The following is a 17,197-nucleotide window of genomic DNA, read 5'->3' on the forward strand; positions in this document are numbered from 1 at the left end:
TCATCGAATGCTGCCACCAACGAGATCGGTTCGTTTGCCATTTGCGCGTCCAAATATTGAAAGTAAACGCCTTTCTTGGCAGGTTTACAAGCAATATTTTTGCCCTACGGCCAAACCGACCACTAATCCTTCATGCAATCGCCCTGGTTGTGACGGGGAAACAGTGGAATTATGATGTGAGTGAAGATAAGATGGATGGCGGCACGACCTCTTTCGCTAACGTGTATAGCACCAATACCGTCAATTTTGACTTCCCCTACAGCGGATTACAAAACGCCAAATTGACTTTGCGGACAGGATACCGTCAAGGTAAAGATGTGATTTTTTCGATTAGAAAGGGGCAGATATTATGCCCCTCCTATCAGGATTGCACGGTGCTGGTGAGATTTGATGATGAAAAGCCCGTCAATTATTCCGCGGCGGCTCCTGCGGACAATAGTTCAGAGACGATTTTCTTGCGCAATTATGAGAAATTCCTGGGGAAACTGCAAAAAGCGAAAAGAGTGCGGATGGCCGTGGATATTTTTCAGGAAGGCGCACCCGTATTTGAATTTGATGTCAGCGGATTTGACCGTCAACAATATCAGCCAAAGAAATAAATTCGTTTCTTGATAAAAGGCGTTGTCCGCAAGCTTGTTGCAGACAACGCCTTTTTTATTGCGCCGCCAATCCCAGCTTCAAGCCCACCAGCTTTCCTGGCGCAGCCTCCGTTTTTTCCGGCGCTCCCGCGCTGACCCTGGCTGCCGGCGTGCCGTCCTGCTGCAGGGCCGCCAGGATGGCCGCGCTGCGCTGAGTGCCCAGCTTGCTCAAGGCGTCGGCAGGCAGCGGTTGTTTTGCTTCCAACTGCTCGCGCAAGCCGGCATAAAACGCGCCAGTGTCGGCCACTTGCGGCTCTCCCTCGATCAGCTTGCCCAAGCGTAGCAAGACGGGGATTTTTGCCGTCGCCGGAGCGGAGGCGGCAGCTGATGCGGCCGCTGCCGCCGGAGCTGACGACTCCGCCGCTTTCTTCTGCTTGTCCAGCTCGGCCTTGCCGAAGCGTTCGCCGTACAGCTCGCGCAGGGCGCCCCGTATCTTGCGTTCGCCCAGGTTCAACGGCCCCGGTTCTTCGCCCGCTTCGAGCTTGATGCCGGCCTTGGCGGCGACGGCGCGGCGCACGGCCTGGGCGCGCAGGGCGGCCCCGTCCGTGTCGCTGTACTGGCCCGGCACGGCCAGCTTCAGCTGTTCGCGCTTGGCCAGGATTTGCGCCACTTGCTTGATCTTCTCCCGTTCGGGCGGCAGCAGCACGGCGCTGCCCGCATCGAAGTCGATGGATTCGAGCTTGTCGGCACTGATGCCCAGCAAGTTGCCCAGCGCGCGGAACGGCGCCGTGACGATTTTTGTCAGCACATTGCCCACGGCTTTCCAGATCAGGGCGCCATAGCTGAATTGCGGGTCGTTCATGTCGCCCGACACGGGCAAACCGAGGTCGATGCGCCCGTCGCTATCCTTGAGGATGGCCAGCGCCAATTCCAAAGGCAGTTTCAGGGCGTCCGGACTGTCGATGCGCTCGCCCAGGGTCAGCTTGTCGAGCACGATCTGGTTGGTGCCGTCGAGCTGGCGGTTGCGCACCTTGTATTGCAAGTCCAGCGAAATCTTGCCTTCGGCCACTTTGTAGCCGGCGAACTTCATCGTGTACGGCGAGGCGGAGACCATGTCGACGTTCTTGAAGACCACGTTCAAGTCCGTGTTGTCCGTGGGCGCGAACGGGTTTAGCTGGCCGCGCACGCGTGCCAGGCCGAATTCGTCGATGCGGCCATCGAGTTCGATCTGGCTGCGCGCATCGCGTTTCGTCGACAGGCCCGTGACGACACCGTTCAACTCATAAATCTTGGCGGCGAACTGGGGCCGCAAGCTGAGGTCGGCAAAGTCCAGCTTGGCGTTTTGCAGGCGCACGCGGCGCACGCGCACGGGGAAGGCGGCGTCGGCGGCCGGCGCGCTGGCTGTTGTTGGCGTCGCTGTAGCAGTTTGTGCGGGAGCCGGCTCCGGCGCCTTCACCAGCAAGCGCTGCGCGTTTAGGCTGCGGTCGTTTTCGATGATCAGCTGGGCGTTTGCTTCCACCACGCGCAGTTCCGGGATGTCGACAAAATCGGGGCCCACGCTGGCGGTCAGCTTGTCGGCGCGCACGCTTTTCCACGAGGCGAAGCGCTTGCCATCCGTTTCATTGAGCACCAGGCCGGCGATATCCACGCCGCCCTCATAGCGTACTTTTGGCGCTTTCGGCGCGCCGCCGCCCGTCGTCAGGCGGCCGCTGCCGGAGAGCGACCCGCTAGCCAGCTTCAGTTTCACATGCTGCGCCAGCAGCGCTTGCACGGGCGCCAGGGTCAGTTGTTTCAGATTCAGCTGCGCATCGACGGCGCCCGTGCCCGGCACGAACTTGCCGTTGGCCGTAAGCAAGCCACCTTCGCGCAAGCCTACGCCCAGCTCGAACGGCAGCGCCTGTTGCATATCGTTGCTGACGTTTTGCAGGGACAGGCGGGCGTCTTGCAAGTTACCCTTGATGCCCGTGCCCGCGTCATCGAAACGGGCGCCGAACTTGCTCAGTTCTACCTTGTCTACCTTGGTGGACCATGGCGCAGAAGGTGCGGACGAGGTTTCCTTGCCTGTGTCGGTTTTGCCGGAGGCAAACACGGGCAGCTTTTGCGCAATCGTAAATTCCCCTTGGCGGTTGCGCGCCAGGTCGATTTGCGCGCCGCTGGCCGTTACGGCGCCCAGGTGCACGGTATGCGCCGCCAGGTCGATCTTGCCTTTCGTAAAGCCCAATTGGGCCAGCTTGAACGGCATATGCGCGCCGCGCTGCATGGCCAAATCCGCCAGGCTGACATTGGCGCCGTCGACAAGGATGCTGTTTCCCGCCGGCCCTTGCTGCAGGGCCAGTTGCAAGCTCAACTGGAGTTGCTTGGCGCTCAGCTGCAGCGCAGGGGAGACGGTTTCATCGACGGCGGACACATCCACGTTGGCCAAGGCCACTTGCTTCAAGTCCACTTTCCACTTGCCCGGTTTGGACGGTGGGGCAGGCGCAGCGGAAGCTGCCGGTGCGGGATTGCCAGGCAGCATCAGGTTCGCCACGTCGATCTCGCCCTTGCTGTCGCGCCGCACGGCCACCTTGCCGCCGTACAGATTGACCTTGTCGACGGTGATGCTCTGGCGTGCCAGGTCGGCGTTCACGCCGGCGATGCCCAAGGTAGCCAGCGAGGCGAATGGCTCTCCTTTGCCCTTTACATCGCCTTGCACCAGCGCCAGGTCGCGCAAGGCCAGGCCCGCGCCTTTGACCGTGGCTTGCAGCGTGCCGTCGGCATAGGAAAAAGCGTAGGGCAGGCGCGCCGACAACTTGCCGCTGCTCACTTGTGCGCGCGTGTAGGCTTTCAAATACGCGGCCAGGCCGGGCAGGGAAGTGTCGTTCAGTATCAGCTCGCCTTCGCCCCTGATCGGGCTGAGAGAGGCCGTGCCGCGCCAATGCAGCTTGCCGCCGCGTGCCGCGTCGGCGCTCAGGCTGTAGCTGCCGTTGGCATCGGGCAGGGTCGAGATATTGTCGAGCGTAAAGTTGATCGGCGTGAAGTTGTCCGCATAGCCCGCCTTCTGGTCTTGCCAGTCCACTTTGCCTTGTTCCAGCGCAAAGTGGGCGATGACGAGGCGCGGCATGCCGCCGTCGCTCTTTTCCGGGTGATTGCGTTGCCAGGTGGCCAGCACTTCGGCCAGGTTGAACTTGCCGTCCGGCGTGATGGTCAAATGCGTCTGTGGGGCCGTGATGCGGATTTCCGCCAGGCTCCAGGCGCGGCGCACGATGGATTTCCATTCCAGCTGCACGGCCAGGGTGCCGATGGACAGCAGCGGGTCACCGCTCGTGCCGCTCTTGCCATCTGCGCTAGCCGCTTCCTTGAATGCGATCTGGTCCGCTTCCAGGCGCAAGGTAAACGGGTTGAAGCGTACGTCGGCGATGCTGGCCTGGCGCGCGAGTTCTTTCTCGGCAAATTTGGGTAACTGGTTTTTGATGACGTAGGGCACCAGCCAGAAGCCGGCCGCGCTGTAGGCGGCCAGGGCGCAGCCTGTGCCAACGGCCCAGCGCTGCCAGCGTTTCCAGCGAAAGGTTTTCGTCTGCACGCTTTTGTTGTCGATTGTGTTCACGAACTGACCTTTTGATCTTGTTGGGCGGCACATCCTGCGCGCCGTGACTGTCAGTATGCCTCTTTGCGGCCTCGTCTGCAAAATCCAAACGTGTTCATGTGATAACAGGCGCCGGGGTGCTCTTGTTTCTTCTAAAAAACTCACACAAACTCACTCTTTCTTGATAATGATTCTCATTATCGGTATCATGGCCGCAACCGTAAGTTCCCATTTGTACCTATTTTTTATTGAAAGCCCGATGTCATGCCTGTCGTCTCTCCCCGCACCCGCTTACTTCCAGTCGCCGCCGCCCTGTCGCTGGCCTTCGCTTCCCACGCCGCGCTGGCGGTCAATGCGGCCAGCGGCCAGGACGACTTGACGGCTGGCGATGCGAAAGTCATGCAAGCCGTGCAAGTGACGGGGGCGCGCGCGCAAGGGCTGGTGCCCGTCACCACGGAGGCGGGCAGCTTTCGCGGCGCCAGCATCATGGACGTGCCCTCGACCGTCAACGTGATCACGCGCGAATTGCTGGAGCAGCAAGCCGTGTCCGGCCTGTACGATGCCGTGCGCAATACGGCGGGTGTGACGCGCCAGCAAAATGGCGGCGAAACGTGGGATCAATTGGTGATACGCGGCATTGCCGTGGAAAACCGCACGAATTACCGCCTCAACGGTTCCATGCCGATCATGAACTTCTCGCAAGTGCCCATGGAAAACAAGGAGCGGGTGGAAGTGCTGAAGGGCGCCTCGGCCCTGTACTACGGTTTTACTTCGCCCGCCGGCGTGGTCAACTTCGTCACCAAGCGGGCCGGCAGCAAGCCAGTCACCAGCATGGGCTTGAGCCTTGACGAGCGTGGCAGTGCCGTAGCGAATGTCGACGTGGGCCGCCGCTTTGGCGCGCAGCAGGAATTTGGCGTGCGCATCAACGCGGCTGGCGGCACCCTGGGTTCCTACCTGGATAAGGTGGGCAACGGCAATCGCCGTTTCGTGGCCACCGCACTGGACTGGCGCGTGACGAACCAGCTGCTGTTGAAAGCGGACCTCGAATACGAGCGCCGCAAGGTGACGGAGCAGGCGGGCGTGGCCTTGCCGGCCGCCGTGAAAGGCGTGATCAGCTTGCCGCGCGCCGTCGATCCGCGCCAGCTGATCGGCCTAGACTGGTCGAATTTCGAAGCGCAAACGAAAAACGCGCAATTGCGCGCCGACTATGCCATCACGGATGGCTGGGCCTTGACGGTGGAAGCGGGCCACTCGGAAACGGCGCGCGACCGCCGCCTGGCCATTTTCCGCTTGAACAACGCGGCGGCGCTGGCCACGGGCGCAGGCCGCATCACCGGCAATATCCAGCACAGCGTGACGGCATCGGACTTGCTGCGCTTTGAACTGGCCGGCAATTTCAGCACGGGTTTTATCGCCCATGAACTGACCCTGGGCGCCTCGCGCACGGACAAATCGCAAGATCCGATTTACCAGAGCAATTACACGATTGCATCGCAAAACCTGTACCAGCCCGTGCCCGTGACGAATGTCGTGTTCGGTCCCAAACCGACTTCGCCGACGACGGCCGCGCTGGAGACGCGCGACACGGGCTTGTATGCGCTTGACCGCATGGTCTTCAGCCCGCAATGGCAAAGCGTCATCGGCGTGCGCCGCAGCAGCTACCAGAGCGACCAGGGCGCCAGCCATTACGACGTCAGCAAGACCACGCCGATGGTCTCATTGATCTACAAGCTGACGCCAGCCATCTCGTTCTATGCGTCGTCGGCACGCGGGCTAGAAGAGGGCGAGACTGGCCCGACGGGCACGCTCAACCAGGGCGTCAAGATGGCGCCTGGCGTGAGCAAACAGAAAGAGCTGGGCACGCGCTGGCTGATGCCGAACGGCACCTTGCTGTCGGCTGCGCTATTCGACATCAAGCGCCCCGGCTATTACACGAATGCCAGCAATGTGTTCACCTCGGATGGCGAGCAGCGCTACCGCGGCCTGGAACTGTCGACCCAGGGCAAGCTGACGCGCCAGTTGTCGTGGCAGACGTCGGCCCAGTTCCTCGACCCGAAGTTTGCGCATATCAACGCCGACTACAACGGCAAGGCGCCGGAAAACGCTTCCAAGCGCACGGGCAGCGCCTTCCTCGCCTATGCGTTCGACGTCGTGCCGGGCCTGTCCGTCAACGGCGGCGCGTATTACTACAGCGCCCGTCCCGTCAACGACCTGAACCAGGCCTTCCTGGGTGGCGTGAGCCTGTTCAGTGCGGGCGCCCGCTATGCCGGCCGCATGATGGACAAGGCCGTCGTGTGGCAGCTGAACGTGGAAAATGCGGCCGATAAGCGCTACTGGGCCGGCGCCGGCACGCGTCTGGCGTCCGGTGCGCCGCGCGCCATCAAGCTGTCGATGAAAGTGGATTTGTAAGAAGCTTTGACTTGCGCGCTGTGCGCCGGGTGCTTGCACTGATACAATGTTGCCATGTTCATCAGCAAAGGCAAGGCCCGCATCGTCCTGTGGATCGCGTGTATCGCCATCTTCCTGGCCACGCTCGCCCCCACGGTGTCGCGCGCGCTGACAGTCGCCAGCGGCATGGCCGTGCCCAGCCTGGAAATCTGCTCGGTGGCGGGGGGCATGACCATGCTGCCCGCACCAATCTCCACGGATGCGCCCGATACCTCCAAGGGCAGCATGCGCATGGGCGATTGCCCGTGCTGCAGCATGCACGCGGCCACCCTGGATGTGCCGCCCACGACCCTCGTGCTCGCTTCCGGAGAAATCTTCACAGGCTTGCTGCCCCTGCTGTTCTACCAATCCGTCACGCCCCTGTTCGCCTGGACGCCCGTCCAGCCTCGTGGCCCGCCTGCCGCTTTCTGATCTGTCCCTTTCCCTGAACTGCCTTGCGCCGCGCGTGTCGTGCGCTTGCGTCTGTTCATCTTGCCCATACAGATTTTGAAAGCCGCAGCATGAAACATTTCCCCTTATTAATTACCCTCGCCATCGCCATGCCCGCCGTGGCGCAAACGCGCGCTGAAGATGTTTTGCCCGAGATGAAAGTCATCGTCGCGGGCGTCAAGGAAGGCTACCGGCCCGCCGCCGACACGGCGCTGATGCTTAGTAGCACGCCCGGCTACAGTGTGGCGGCCGGTGGCGGCGTGTCCGGCTTGCCAGTTGTCAATGGTTTCGCGGATGATCGTATCAAGATTCGCATTGATGGCATGGAACTGACATCGGCTTGCGCCAATCACATGAATGCGCCGCTGTCCTATATCGACCCGCAGCAGGTGGAGCGCATCCGCCTGATCGCGGGCGTGACGCCCGTCAGCGCGGGCGGCGACAGTATCGGCGGCACCATCGAGGTGCAGTCAAGCGCGCCCGTGTTCGCCCAGCTTGGCGCACCGCTGTTGACGCAAGGCAGTTTTGCCGTCTCGGGCCGCAGCGTCAACAATAGCGTGGCGACCAGCGTGCGTGCCTCGGCCGCCAGCGACACGCTGAGCATCGGCTACAGCGGTGCTTACACGCGCGGCCACAGCTATGACGATGGTCACGGCAACAAGGTGCTGGGAAGCATGTTCGAGAGCATCAACCAGGCCATCGTGCTGGCGGCGAAAGGCCAGGGCCAGCAGCTGACTCTGCGCGCCGGCGTGCAGCACATCCCATACCAGGGCTTTCCCAACCAGTACATGGACATGACGGACAACCATGGCCAGTTCGCCAATCTCGCTTACCAGGGCACATTTGCCTGGGGCGTGTTGGACGCGCGCGCCTACTGGCAGCAGACGGACCACGAGATGGGCTTTTTCTCGCCTGAGCGCACGGGCACGATGCCGATGCTGACGCACGGGCGCAATACAGGCTATGCGCTGATGGCCAGTTTGCCGACCGCTGCGGGCGAGTTGCGCCTGGGCCAGGAATGGCACGGTTTCCGCCTCGACGATTACTGGCCGGCCGTGCCCGGTTCCATGATGATGGGGCCGCGCACCTATCTGAACATCAATGACGGCAAGCGCGACCGCACCGTGCTGTTTAGCGAATTGGAAACGCGTCATGATGCGCGCTGGAGCAGCGTGCTGGGCGTGCGCGGCGAATCCGTGCGCATGGAGTCGGGCGATGTGCAATCGTATGGCACCAATATGATGAACATGCCCGACGTGATGGCCGCCAGGGCCTTCAATGCGCGCAGCCGCAGCCAGCGCGACACGAATATCGATGCCTCGGCGCAAGCGACCTTCACGCCGGACGCGGCCAGCAGCTATGCATTCGCGCTGGCGCGCAAGCTGCGCTCGCCCAACCTGTACGAGCGTTATTCTTGGGGGCGCGGCTCGATGGCCATGATCATGACCAACTGGTTTGGCGACGGCAACGGTTACGTGGGCAATATCGACCTGAAGCCCGAGACGGCTTACACGGCGGCGTTGACGGCCGACTGGCATGGCGGCGGCGAGGACGGCTGGTTCCTGCGCGTCAATCCCTATTACAGCAAGATCGACAACTACATCGATGTCGACGTGCTGGCGGCCTTCAATCCCTATATGCAGATGGGCGCGAATGGTAACTTTCTGCGCTTTGCCAACCACGGCGCCAAGCTGTATGGCGCCAATGTGACGTGGCAGTTGCCGCTGGCCAGCAGCGCGCGCTGGGGCCGCTTCATGGCCACGGGCAACGCCGCTTACACGCGGGGCAAGCGCAGCGATGGCGGCGATCTGTACCGCATGATGCCGTTCAACGCCTTGCTGGCCGTCGAGCACAAGCTGGGCGCCTGGAGCAGCCGCATCGAAACGAAGATCGTTGCCCGCAAGGACAAGGTCGATGCGCGCCGCTTCGAACCGGAAACGGGCGGCTTTGCCCTCGTCAATCTGCGCAGCAGTGTGGCATTGAGCAAGATGGCCAGCCTGAGCGCGGGCGTGAGCAACCTGTTCAACCGCGCCTACGCGGATCCGCTCGGTGGCGTGTATTTGTCCGGCTTGAATGCGCAGGGCGGGGCGCTGCAAGCCTTGCCGGCCGAGGGCCGGTCGGTTGATGTGGGGCTGCAGCTGAAGTTCTAAGCCTTGCAATCAGCAAGGGCGCCTTCCTGCTGCCGGTGGTGGTGGAAGGCGCCTGCAAGAGTCACCCATCGACGGTAATCAGGTGTTCGTGACAATGTGTGCATGTTTCTTTTCGGTAATTTGGTATTTTCCATGTGACGATAACCCATATTGAGCGAGGTTGCGCGTGTGGTATGAAGTGGCTTCTCTTCCCTTGAAACCCTGAGCTGTTCGACTAGGCCATATCGCGGTCAAGTGTGGCAACGCCCCAGCGTTGACTTCAGTAATGTTTCCGGAGAGCGGATGCGCCCGGCATCGGGCATCGGGTATACGGCGCCATCCCAGGTAATCCGGCACAAAGCCATCAAATTCCGCCTCCGCTCTTTTTTCGCCGTGACCCCGTCAGGACGCGCAGCGCGGTGGCGATCGGCACCTTGTTCCTGGCAAGGTAGGCGGCGGCAGTGGCGGTATCGAGCATTTCCTGGAAGATAATGCCAACCTCGACCTTTTGGGCCGTCAAATCGTCCTGTCTTGCGCAGTCCAGGGTGTCCATATCGGTAGCAGCGACTTTGTCATTCTTGGAGCGCATTTTTGCCTCAGTAGAAAAGAGAAAAATGTCTCCTTTTATTTGCCTTAAAGATAACTTATTTTTGTGCCTTTGTGGAATTTTTTCTTTAATCGATAGTGCATTGAAGAATTAGATTTAGCTATCGCGGAGTTCAGGGTAAAACAAATGCGCGTTGTCGGCATTCGATACCGTCCACGTCCTACAGTGATCGAAGTTCGCTAATTCAGGTATGTCATGCGGAGGACGAAGGCAGGACACATGACCCCCCGTCACCCATTGCCTGATCAACCATCCTTTGCCAGCGGCGTCCGGATGCGGTCTAATCAAGGCTTCTTCCTTCACGAGGTTGCCATGCTGCCCACTCCCGCCATCGCCGCGCTGCGCGAAAAATTTCCACTGATTACAGAATTGATGGCCTTGCAGCCCTTGAGCTGGTTCAATCCCGCCATCGCGCCGGCGGCCGAGGCCTTGAATGATGTGGGCTTGACGGCGGCCGACGTGGCGGACGCCAGTGCGCGCCTGGCGCGCTTTGCGCCATACCTGGCCAAGGCGTTTCCAGAAACGCAGGCCAGCGGCGGCGTCATCGAGTCGCCCGTCGTGCCGCTGCCAGGCATGCAGGCGGCGCTTGGCATGACGATCGGTCAGCTATGGCTCAAGCAAGATAGCCATTTGCCCATTTCCGGCTCGATCAAGGCGCGTGGCGGCATCTATGAAGTGCTGAAACACGCGGAAATGCTGGCGCTCGATGCCGGGCTGCTGAATGAGGGCGACGATTACAGCCTGCTGGCCAGCGACGCCGTGCGGGCATTCTTCGGCCAGTATGCGATCGCCGTCGGTTCCACAGGCAATCTGGGCTTGTCGATTGGCATCATGAGCGCGCGCCTGGGCTTTCGCGCCACCGTGCACATGTCGGCTGATGCGCGGCAATGGAAGAAGGATAAATTGCGCAGCCATGGCGTCACCGTGGTCGAGTACGCGACCGATTACAGCGTGGCCGTGGAAGCGGGGCGCAGGCAGGCGGAGAACGACCCTACCTGCCACTTCGTCGACGATGAAAACTCGCACGACCTGTTCCTCGGCTACGCGGTGGCGGGCCAGCGCCTGAAAGCCCAGTTCGATGCAAACGGCGTCGCGGTGGATGCGGATCACCCCTTGTTCGTGTACTTGCCGTGCGGCGTGGGCGGCGGCCCTGGCGGCGTGGCCTTTGGCTTGAAGCTGGCGTTTGGCGATTTCGTGCATTGCGTGTTTGTCGAGCCGACCCACTCGCCGTGCATGCTGCTGGGCGTGCACACGGGCTTGCATGATCGGATCAGCGTGCAGGAGATCGGCATCGACAACCTCACGGCCGCCGATGGCCTGGCTGTGGGACGCCCGTCCGGCTTCGTCGGGCGCGCCATGCAGCGGCTGATCGACGGCTACGCCACCGTCACGGATGAAGAACTGTACCGCTTGCTGGCGACGCTTGAGCAAACGCAAGGCTTGCGCCTGGAACCGTCCGCCGTGGCCGGTTTCGCGGGCATCCAGCCTGTGCTGGCCACGCCGCAATATCAGCAGCACCTGGAAACGGCCACGCACCTGGTATGGGGCACGGGCGGCAGCATGGTGCCGCAAGAGGAAATGGCCGCCTACGTGGCGCGCGGCCGCGCGCTGCTGGTGGCCGGAGCCGCTTGATGCCTGCCGGTGCGCCGCGCAGTGCCACGCTCAGGGCCACGCTCACGGCCAGCCAGTTCGCCAACCTGCACACGTTTCTCGTGGCGGCGCGCCAGGGAAGCTTCGCGCTGGCCGCGCAGGAACTGGCGCTCACGCCCAGCGCCGTCAGCCACCGCATCGCGCGGCTGGAAGCGAGCCTGGACCTGCGCCTGTTCGAACGATTGACGCGGCAAGTAAAACTGACGCAAGACGGCGAACGCATCTTTGCCGCCCTGCAAATTGGCTGGGATGGCTTGCATGCGGCCATTGCCGGCGGCGATGCGCTGGCGGGCAGCGTCACCGTGCATGCGCGCCCCTCCATCGCCCAGTGCTGGCTGCTGCCGCGCTTGGCAGGGTTCGCTGCGCAGTATCCGGACTTGTCGCTTGACTTGCGCGTGGGCAATGATGCAGTCGACTTTCGCGCCGGCCAGGTCGACCTGGCCTTGCAGTATGGCGATGGCAGCTTTCCCGGCCTGGCGTCGCGCAAGCTGATGGATGAATGGCTGGCGCCTGTCTGCAGCCCCGCCTACGCGCGCGAACACGGCCTGTTTGAGATGCCACAAAACTTGTCAGGGGCGACCCTGTTGCACGACACCTTGGCCTGGCCCGCCTGCGCGCCCGATGCCGAATGGCGTTTGTGGCTGGATGCGCAGGCGCCAGGCGTGCGCTTGCCCGCGCGCAGCCTGCGTTTCGACCGCGCCGACCTGTGTGCGCAGGCAGCCATCCACCACGCGGGCGTGGCCATGGGCCGGCGCCAACTGGTACAGCCGTGGCTGGCCAGCGGCCAGCTGGTCTTGCCATTTGGCGGCTTTGCCCTGGCCAGCCCGCAGGCGTATTACCTCGTGCACAGCGGGCGCGCCGCGCTGCCGGCGCGCGTGCAGGCGCTGCTGGACTGGCTGCTGGGGCAAGCACTTGATACACTGCACCCCTCATTGTAAATGCTAAACACGCACGAAAGAATTCCCATGCAGCCATCCCCATCGACCCCCACCGCGCCAGCGGAATTGCGCGCCACCGCGCTCGCCTGCCTGCTGGAACCGGACCCGGCCACCAAGGTGGCGCTGGTGGCAGCCATGGCCGAAGCGCCAATGGCGCTCGATGCGCTGGCGCCGCTGGCGCCATCCGGCCCCGTGCCGGGCCGTCCCGAGCGCCCGGAACTGGTGCCGCCGCGCCTGGTGGGGCGGCGTTCGATGATCACGCCGGAAGGGCGCGCCATGCTCGTGCATGCGCTCGCGCACATCGAATTCAATGCCATGAACCTGGCGCTGGACGCCCTGTGGCGCTTCCCGGATTTGCCGGCCGAGTACTACACGGACTGGCTGCGCGTGGCCAAAGAAGAAGCGACGCACTTTGCCATGCTGCAAGCACATCTGCAGGTGCTGGGTCACACGTACGGCGACTTCCCCGGCCACGACAGCCTGTGGGAAATGGTCGACAAGACGCGCGGCGACGTGCTGGCGCGCATGGCGCTGGTGCCACGCACCCTGGAAGCGCGGGGCCTGGACGCGATTCCGCCGCTGCGCGCCAAGCTGGCGCAGGCGGGCGACATGGCGGCGGCCGCCATCCTCGACATCATCCTGCGCGATGAAGTGGGGCATGTGGAAATCGGCAACCGCTGGTATGGCTACCTGTGCCAGCAGCGGGGCCTGGAATTGCGTGCCACCTATGCCGAACTGGCGCTGCGCTACGAAGCGCCCACCCTGCGCGGGCCGTTCAACCTGGAAGCGCGGCGTCGGGCGGGTTTTTCGGAGCTGGAACTGTCCGACTTGCCCGCCTGACGCTATCTATGGATGGGCCGTGATGCTGATGTGCCAGTGGCTCAGATGTCCTGCTTCGATATGCACCTTGATCGGCTTGAGCCAGGCGCCTGCGCCCGGAATCTTGTCGGTCGGCGCGGCGGAAAAACGCCCGTCGACGAGGGCCAGCTTGACGAAGCTGGGGCCGATGTAGATGATACGCGTGCTGGCCGGTGCCGCTTCCTGGGCCAGCATGGCCCGGTTCGCCGCGATCCACGCCAGCAGGGCTGCCAGTTTCGGCTTTTGCGCGGGGTTGGCCAGCACTTCCGCTTTCGCGTCGATGATCAATTGGTGGATGGCCGCGCCATTGTTTTGGCCGCCCAGCGCATCCGAGTAGCCGCCCGCGCCGTCCGCGTAGCGCAAGTCGATCTGCTGGCCGTCGCTGTGGCCGCGGTGGCCGAGGATGGAATCGCCCGCCGCCGTCTGCGTCACATGCTGGCCGCTGATGTCGTCGAAACGGTACGCCTTGCCCGCCAGCCAGGCGATGGCCAGGCGCGTGGCCCATGAATCGCCGCCCGCGTCGCGCGTGCCGTAGCGCCGCGCCGCCAGCACCGCCTCGTTGTTGGCCAGGTACAGGGGAATGTAGGCCGTGCTTCCCTTGAACTCCACTTGCCCTCCTTCGGCCGGGTCGGAGCTGGCATCGGTGTTGTCGATGCGGCCCTTCAGGCGCAGCGTGACGACGGCCTTCTTGTCGAGTTTTGCGCCGGCAAAGGCGGGCAGCACCAGGCTGGGGATTGTTACCTTGCCGGCGCTCTTGGTATTGGTCTGGGACAATAAATTCTCCGTGCTGAAGGCGGGATTGCCGCCGCCGGAAGAAACGCCGATGTTCACTTCCGTTATCGTCGCGGCCGCCGGCGTGTAGTGCAATTCCAGCGGCACGGTGTGGGTGGCCGTGGCCGCGCCTTGCGACACGGACACATACGGCCCCGCCAGATTGCCCGTCAGCTTGATTGGCTGCAGTACGGGCTGGGCAGCCTTGTTGGGCGAGAGGAATGTTGCCTGCGTCACCTTCAAACCCTTGCACACGAGACTTAGCTCCACCTTCGTGACGGTGGCCAGGGCGCTGTCGCCGATATTCGTGGCACTGACATTGCCGCTCAGGGTCAAAGCCCCCTCCTTGGTTTGCTTGCTGACGTCGACGCATTCTGTCCTGACGATGGTGCCCTGCGTGAAGTGCGTCTGGTTGACGGCGCCCGTGGCGGCCAGGTTGACCCCGGGCAAACCGGTCACGGCGTACGACCAGGTATCGTTGTACTGGCTTTGCGCCGTCGTGTAGACGGGGTACTCGGCCGTGCTGACGGTGATTTTCACGCCCACGTTTTTCGTGCCCTTGGGCACCGTGAAGGCGACGGGCGAGGTGATGGTCTGGTTTTGCGCGGCCGCCGTGGCCGTAAATGTCTTGCTGCCCTCGTCAGCCTGCGGCGTGACGTCGCCCGTGCCACGGGAGCTGGCGGGCACCGCGCGCGCGGGCGGACCGGCGCCATCCTGCGTGACACTGCCCGCCACATAGCGCTGCGTCGGGGTGGTGCGCTGGACCAGGCCGGATTCGTACGGATACACGATGCCGACGCTGACGGTGCTGCTGTTGGCGAAGACGACGGCGCTGACGCTGACCACGTTCGGATGGACCAGGTCGTTCAAGGTCAGCTGGTAGGTGTCGGGCAGCACGCCATCGAAGTGGAAGGCGCCCGTGGCGTCGACCACGGCCACCTGGCGCTGGTGGCTGTTGTAGCCAGCCAATAACATCTTCTTGCCGGCCAGCCCCGTGGCATTGCCGCCTGCCGGCGTGCGCAGCTGGCCTTGCAGGGAGGTGGAGGATTTGACGACGATCAAGGCATAGCTGGCCGTGAATTCACCATCCTGCGAGACGAAATTGAGGGTCAGGTCGTAGCTGCCGTTGGGCAAGGATGCCAGCAATTGCTGCATGGCCGTGGCGCTGATGCCGAAGGTGCCGCTGGCGGCATCGAAAACCCAATACTGCTTGAGGCTGACGGCCGCGCCGTCCGGCCTGGACAGCAAGCCGTCGCTGTCGTCCTGCAAGGCCATGGGGGCGGCGCCCACCAGGCGAAATGCCAGGGCGCCCGGCTGCAGGCGGTTGTTCGGCCCCAGCCCCGTGATGGCCAGCACGGGTGCCGTGGCGGGCAAGTTGCCATCGTCGTCCGGCTCCACATAGGTTTCCACGCTCGTGGGCAGGGCCGTCTGGATCAGCAGGTTCAGGGTGGTGACGCTGCTGCCCTTGCTGAGGGAAAACTGTGCGTGCTGGTAGACGCCCGTGTCGCCGGGCGTGGAAAAACGCAGGCTGCCGTCCTGCAGCAGCACGTCCGTGACGGCGCCGCTGACTTTGACGCTGTCGGCGCCGTCCGCAAAACCCAGCTCGGCCAGCGACAGCGTCACCACTTGCGCGGGCAGCACGGGATCGAGTTCGATGCTGGCGTTGGCGCTGAAGGTCCACGCCAGGGCCGTGCTCTGGAAGGCGATGTTGCGTTCGATGCGCACGATGATGGTGTCGTCGGGCGTGACGGTGGCGCCCGCGTCGATGCTGCCGGCCAGCACATTGCCATCGATAATGGTGCTGCCTTCCGGCGCGCTGGTCAGCACGGCTTGTACATTGCTGGCCGCCGCGCGGCCGTTGTTGCGGATGTGCACGAGGTAGGTGTAGTCCCAGGCAGTGCGGCTGACGCGCTGTTCGGCCACTTTTTCCAGCTGCGTCACTTCGAAGTCTCCAGCGGCCTGGACGGTGGCGCTGGTAGTCGCCGCGGCGGCCAGCATGACTTTCGGTGCGGGCGGCTGCGTGGGATCGCCGGGCCCACCGCAGGCGCACAGGCCCAGCGCCAGGGCCGTGGCCAGCGCGGTGGCGGCCAGCTGGCGCCGGCGCCGGCACGCGACGGCCAGCACGCCTGCCAGCAGCAGCCAGGGCGTGGAAGGCAAGGCGACGGCGGCCGGCTGCGTGCTGCCCGCCTCGAGCTCGATGAAGGAGACGGGGTCGAGGATGGAAAACGGCTGCGCGCCGGGGCTGCCCGCGCCCAGGTAATCGAAGGTGATGGAAAAGCCCGTGGCCGTGGCGCCGGGGACGATGCCGCCCGCCAGCGCCAGCGCGTCGAGGTAACCGCTGGCGGGAATGGCGGGATCAGGCTGCACCAGCAGCACGTCCCAGCCCGGCGCCGTGGAGACGTCGTGAAGGTTGGCGTACTGGCCCACGCTGAAGAACAGCGTGAATTCCTCGATGGGCACGGCCAGGGTGGTATTGCTGACGGTATAGTCGTAGCGCCACTGCGTGCCACCCAGCGATGTTGCCGTGTAGCCGATGCTGCTGCTGTGCGCGACAGACATCGCGCATAGCAGCAGCGCCAGCAGCGCCTGTTTAATAAAGCTCATGATCGTTCCCCCGTTGACTGGCGCCAAGCGTGCCCAGGCAAGAGGTGAAGCAGGAAGCGTTCCCGCATAAATTGTGCCGCAAAAACAAGGGCTTGTCTGATACGGACCGGCGCCGGTGTCAAATCTGCCGACACGGGTCTTTAGCGATGAGCGCTGTCAGCGTTGTCCTACCCATCTTGTCGAAACTGTCTGATTGTATGCCTTGCGGAAACACGCGATGATCGTGTTCATGCTGTAACAGCCAACCAGTCCGACGGAGTATGCGATGCCCAAGCCAGACCAGTCCATTCACGTGAACAAGCCGTTTCTGCTGATCTGCCTGTTTACCTTCTCGACCCTGGCTGCCACGGTGATGACTGCGGGCGAGGCGCAGACGGGCGATGCCGCGCCGTCGCCTGTGGCGCGCGAAGCTGGCCACGGCGCCTTGCCGGTCTGCGGCAGCGATGCCCTCACACTGTCGGCACGTTGCCAGCCTGGGCGCCAAGCTTGACTTGAACGGCCCCTTGCAGCCGCTTCTTCCGGCGCTAGCGCCGGCAGCTTGCACGATGTTGTCTTCTCTTGCGCCTCGGAATCGACTTGCTCGAACGCCTGCAGGGCCAGCGCGGCTAGCAAGGTGCCCGATC

At 63.3% G+C, this 17,197-nt stretch carries 11 protein-coding genes; 8 read left to right on the forward strand and 3 right to left on the reverse strand.

Annotated elements, in window-relative coordinates; translation table 11 throughout:
• A partial coding sequence (locus tag ACP7DE_RS04130; RefSeq protein WP_426070880.1) for a hypothetical protein occupies positions 1 to 599 on the forward strand: 599 nt, incomplete at its 5' end.
• Positions 600 to 654: 55 nt separating this feature from the next.
• On the opposite strand, the gene ACP7DE_RS04135 is transcribed toward ACP7DE_RS04130, so the two are convergent.
• Complete coding sequence (locus ACP7DE_RS04135) at positions 655 to 4,161, reverse strand: DUF748 domain-containing protein (RefSeq protein ID WP_426070881.1); 3,507 nt, start codon at positions 4,159 to 4,161, stop codon at positions 655 to 657.
• Between the two features lie 243 nt (positions 4,162 to 4,404).
• Here ACP7DE_RS04135 and ACP7DE_RS04140 point away from each other — a divergent pair, with 243 nt between their 5' ends.
• The 3 genes from ACP7DE_RS04140 to ACP7DE_RS04150 all read left to right on the forward strand — a co-directional run bounded on the left by ACP7DE_RS04140 (position 4,405) and on the right by ACP7DE_RS04150 (position 9,167).
• Positions 4,405 to 6,549 (forward strand): TonB-dependent siderophore receptor, encoded by a 2,145-nt coding sequence (locus tag ACP7DE_RS04140; RefSeq protein WP_426070882.1) that lies wholly within the window; start codon positions 4,405 to 4,407, stop codon positions 6,547 to 6,549.
• A gap of 54 nt (positions 6,550 to 6,603) precedes the next feature.
• Positions 6,604 to 6,999: a DUF2946 domain-containing protein gene (locus tag ACP7DE_RS04145; RefSeq protein WP_426070883.1), complete on the forward strand. Its 396-nt coding sequence runs from the start codon at positions 6,604 to 6,606 to the stop codon at positions 6,997 to 6,999.
• 89 nt (positions 7,000 to 7,088) lie between these two features.
• Positions 7,089 to 9,167, forward strand: coding sequence for a TonB-dependent receptor (locus ACP7DE_RS04150; RefSeq protein WP_426070884.1), 2,079 nt, complete (start codon positions 7,089 to 7,091; stop codon positions 9,165 to 9,167).
• A gap of 343 nt (positions 9,168 to 9,510) precedes the next feature.
• Here ACP7DE_RS04150 and ACP7DE_RS04155 read toward each other — a convergent pair whose 3' ends face one another.
• Positions 9,511 to 9,735 carry a hypothetical protein gene (locus tag ACP7DE_RS04155; RefSeq protein ID WP_426070885.1) on the reverse strand — a complete coding sequence of 75 codons (225 nt, stop codon included), beginning with the start codon at positions 9,733 to 9,735 and terminating at the stop codon, positions 9,511 to 9,513.
• A 330-nt stretch (positions 9,736 to 10,065) separates the two neighbouring features.
• On the opposite strand from ACP7DE_RS04155, the gene ACP7DE_RS04160 reads away from it, so the two are divergent.
• Genes ACP7DE_RS04160 through ACP7DE_RS04170 form a run of 3 tightly spaced genes read left to right on the forward strand, consistent with a single transcriptional unit; the run spans position 10,066 to position 13,181 of the window.
• Positions 10,066 to 11,385, forward strand: coding sequence for a D-serine ammonia-lyase (locus ACP7DE_RS04160; protein ID WP_426070886.1), 1,320 nt, complete (start codon positions 10,066 to 10,068; stop codon positions 11,383 to 11,385).
• Positions 11,385 to 12,341 carry a DNA-binding transcriptional regulator DsdC gene (dsdC, locus tag ACP7DE_RS04165; RefSeq protein WP_426070887.1) on the forward strand — a complete coding sequence of 319 codons (957 nt, stop codon included), beginning with the start codon at positions 11,385 to 11,387 and terminating at the stop codon, positions 12,339 to 12,341. The genes ACP7DE_RS04160 and dsdC overlap by 1 nt, the downstream gene beginning before the upstream one ends.
• A gap of 27 nt (positions 12,342 to 12,368) precedes the next feature.
• Positions 12,369 to 13,181 (forward strand): ferritin-like domain-containing protein, encoded by an 813-nt coding sequence (locus ACP7DE_RS04170; protein WP_426070888.1) that lies wholly within the window; start codon positions 12,369 to 12,371, stop codon positions 13,179 to 13,181.
• 6 nt (positions 13,182 to 13,187) lie between these two features.
• On the opposite strand, the gene ACP7DE_RS04175 is transcribed toward ACP7DE_RS04170, so the two are convergent.
• On the reverse strand, positions 13,188 to 16,574 hold the full coding sequence (locus ACP7DE_RS04175; RefSeq protein WP_426070889.1) for a hypothetical protein: 3,387 nt from the start codon (positions 16,572 to 16,574) through the stop codon (positions 13,188 to 13,190).
• A 265-nt stretch (positions 16,575 to 16,839) separates the two neighbouring features.
• Here ACP7DE_RS04175 and ACP7DE_RS04180 point away from each other — a divergent pair, with 265 nt between their 5' ends.
• The gene (locus tag ACP7DE_RS04180) at positions 16,840 to 17,064 is read left to right on the forward strand and encodes a hypothetical protein (protein WP_426070890.1); all 225 of its coding nucleotides are present in this window, start codon (positions 16,840 to 16,842) and stop codon (positions 17,062 to 17,064) included.
• Positions 17,065 to 17,197: the final 133 nt, after the last annotated feature.

The sequence above is a fragment of the Janthinobacterium sp. DSP2-3-3 genome (assembly GCF_049897325.1).
In the GTDB taxonomy this organism is placed as follows: Bacteria; Pseudomonadota; Gammaproteobacteria; order Burkholderiales; family Burkholderiaceae_D; genus Janthinobacterium.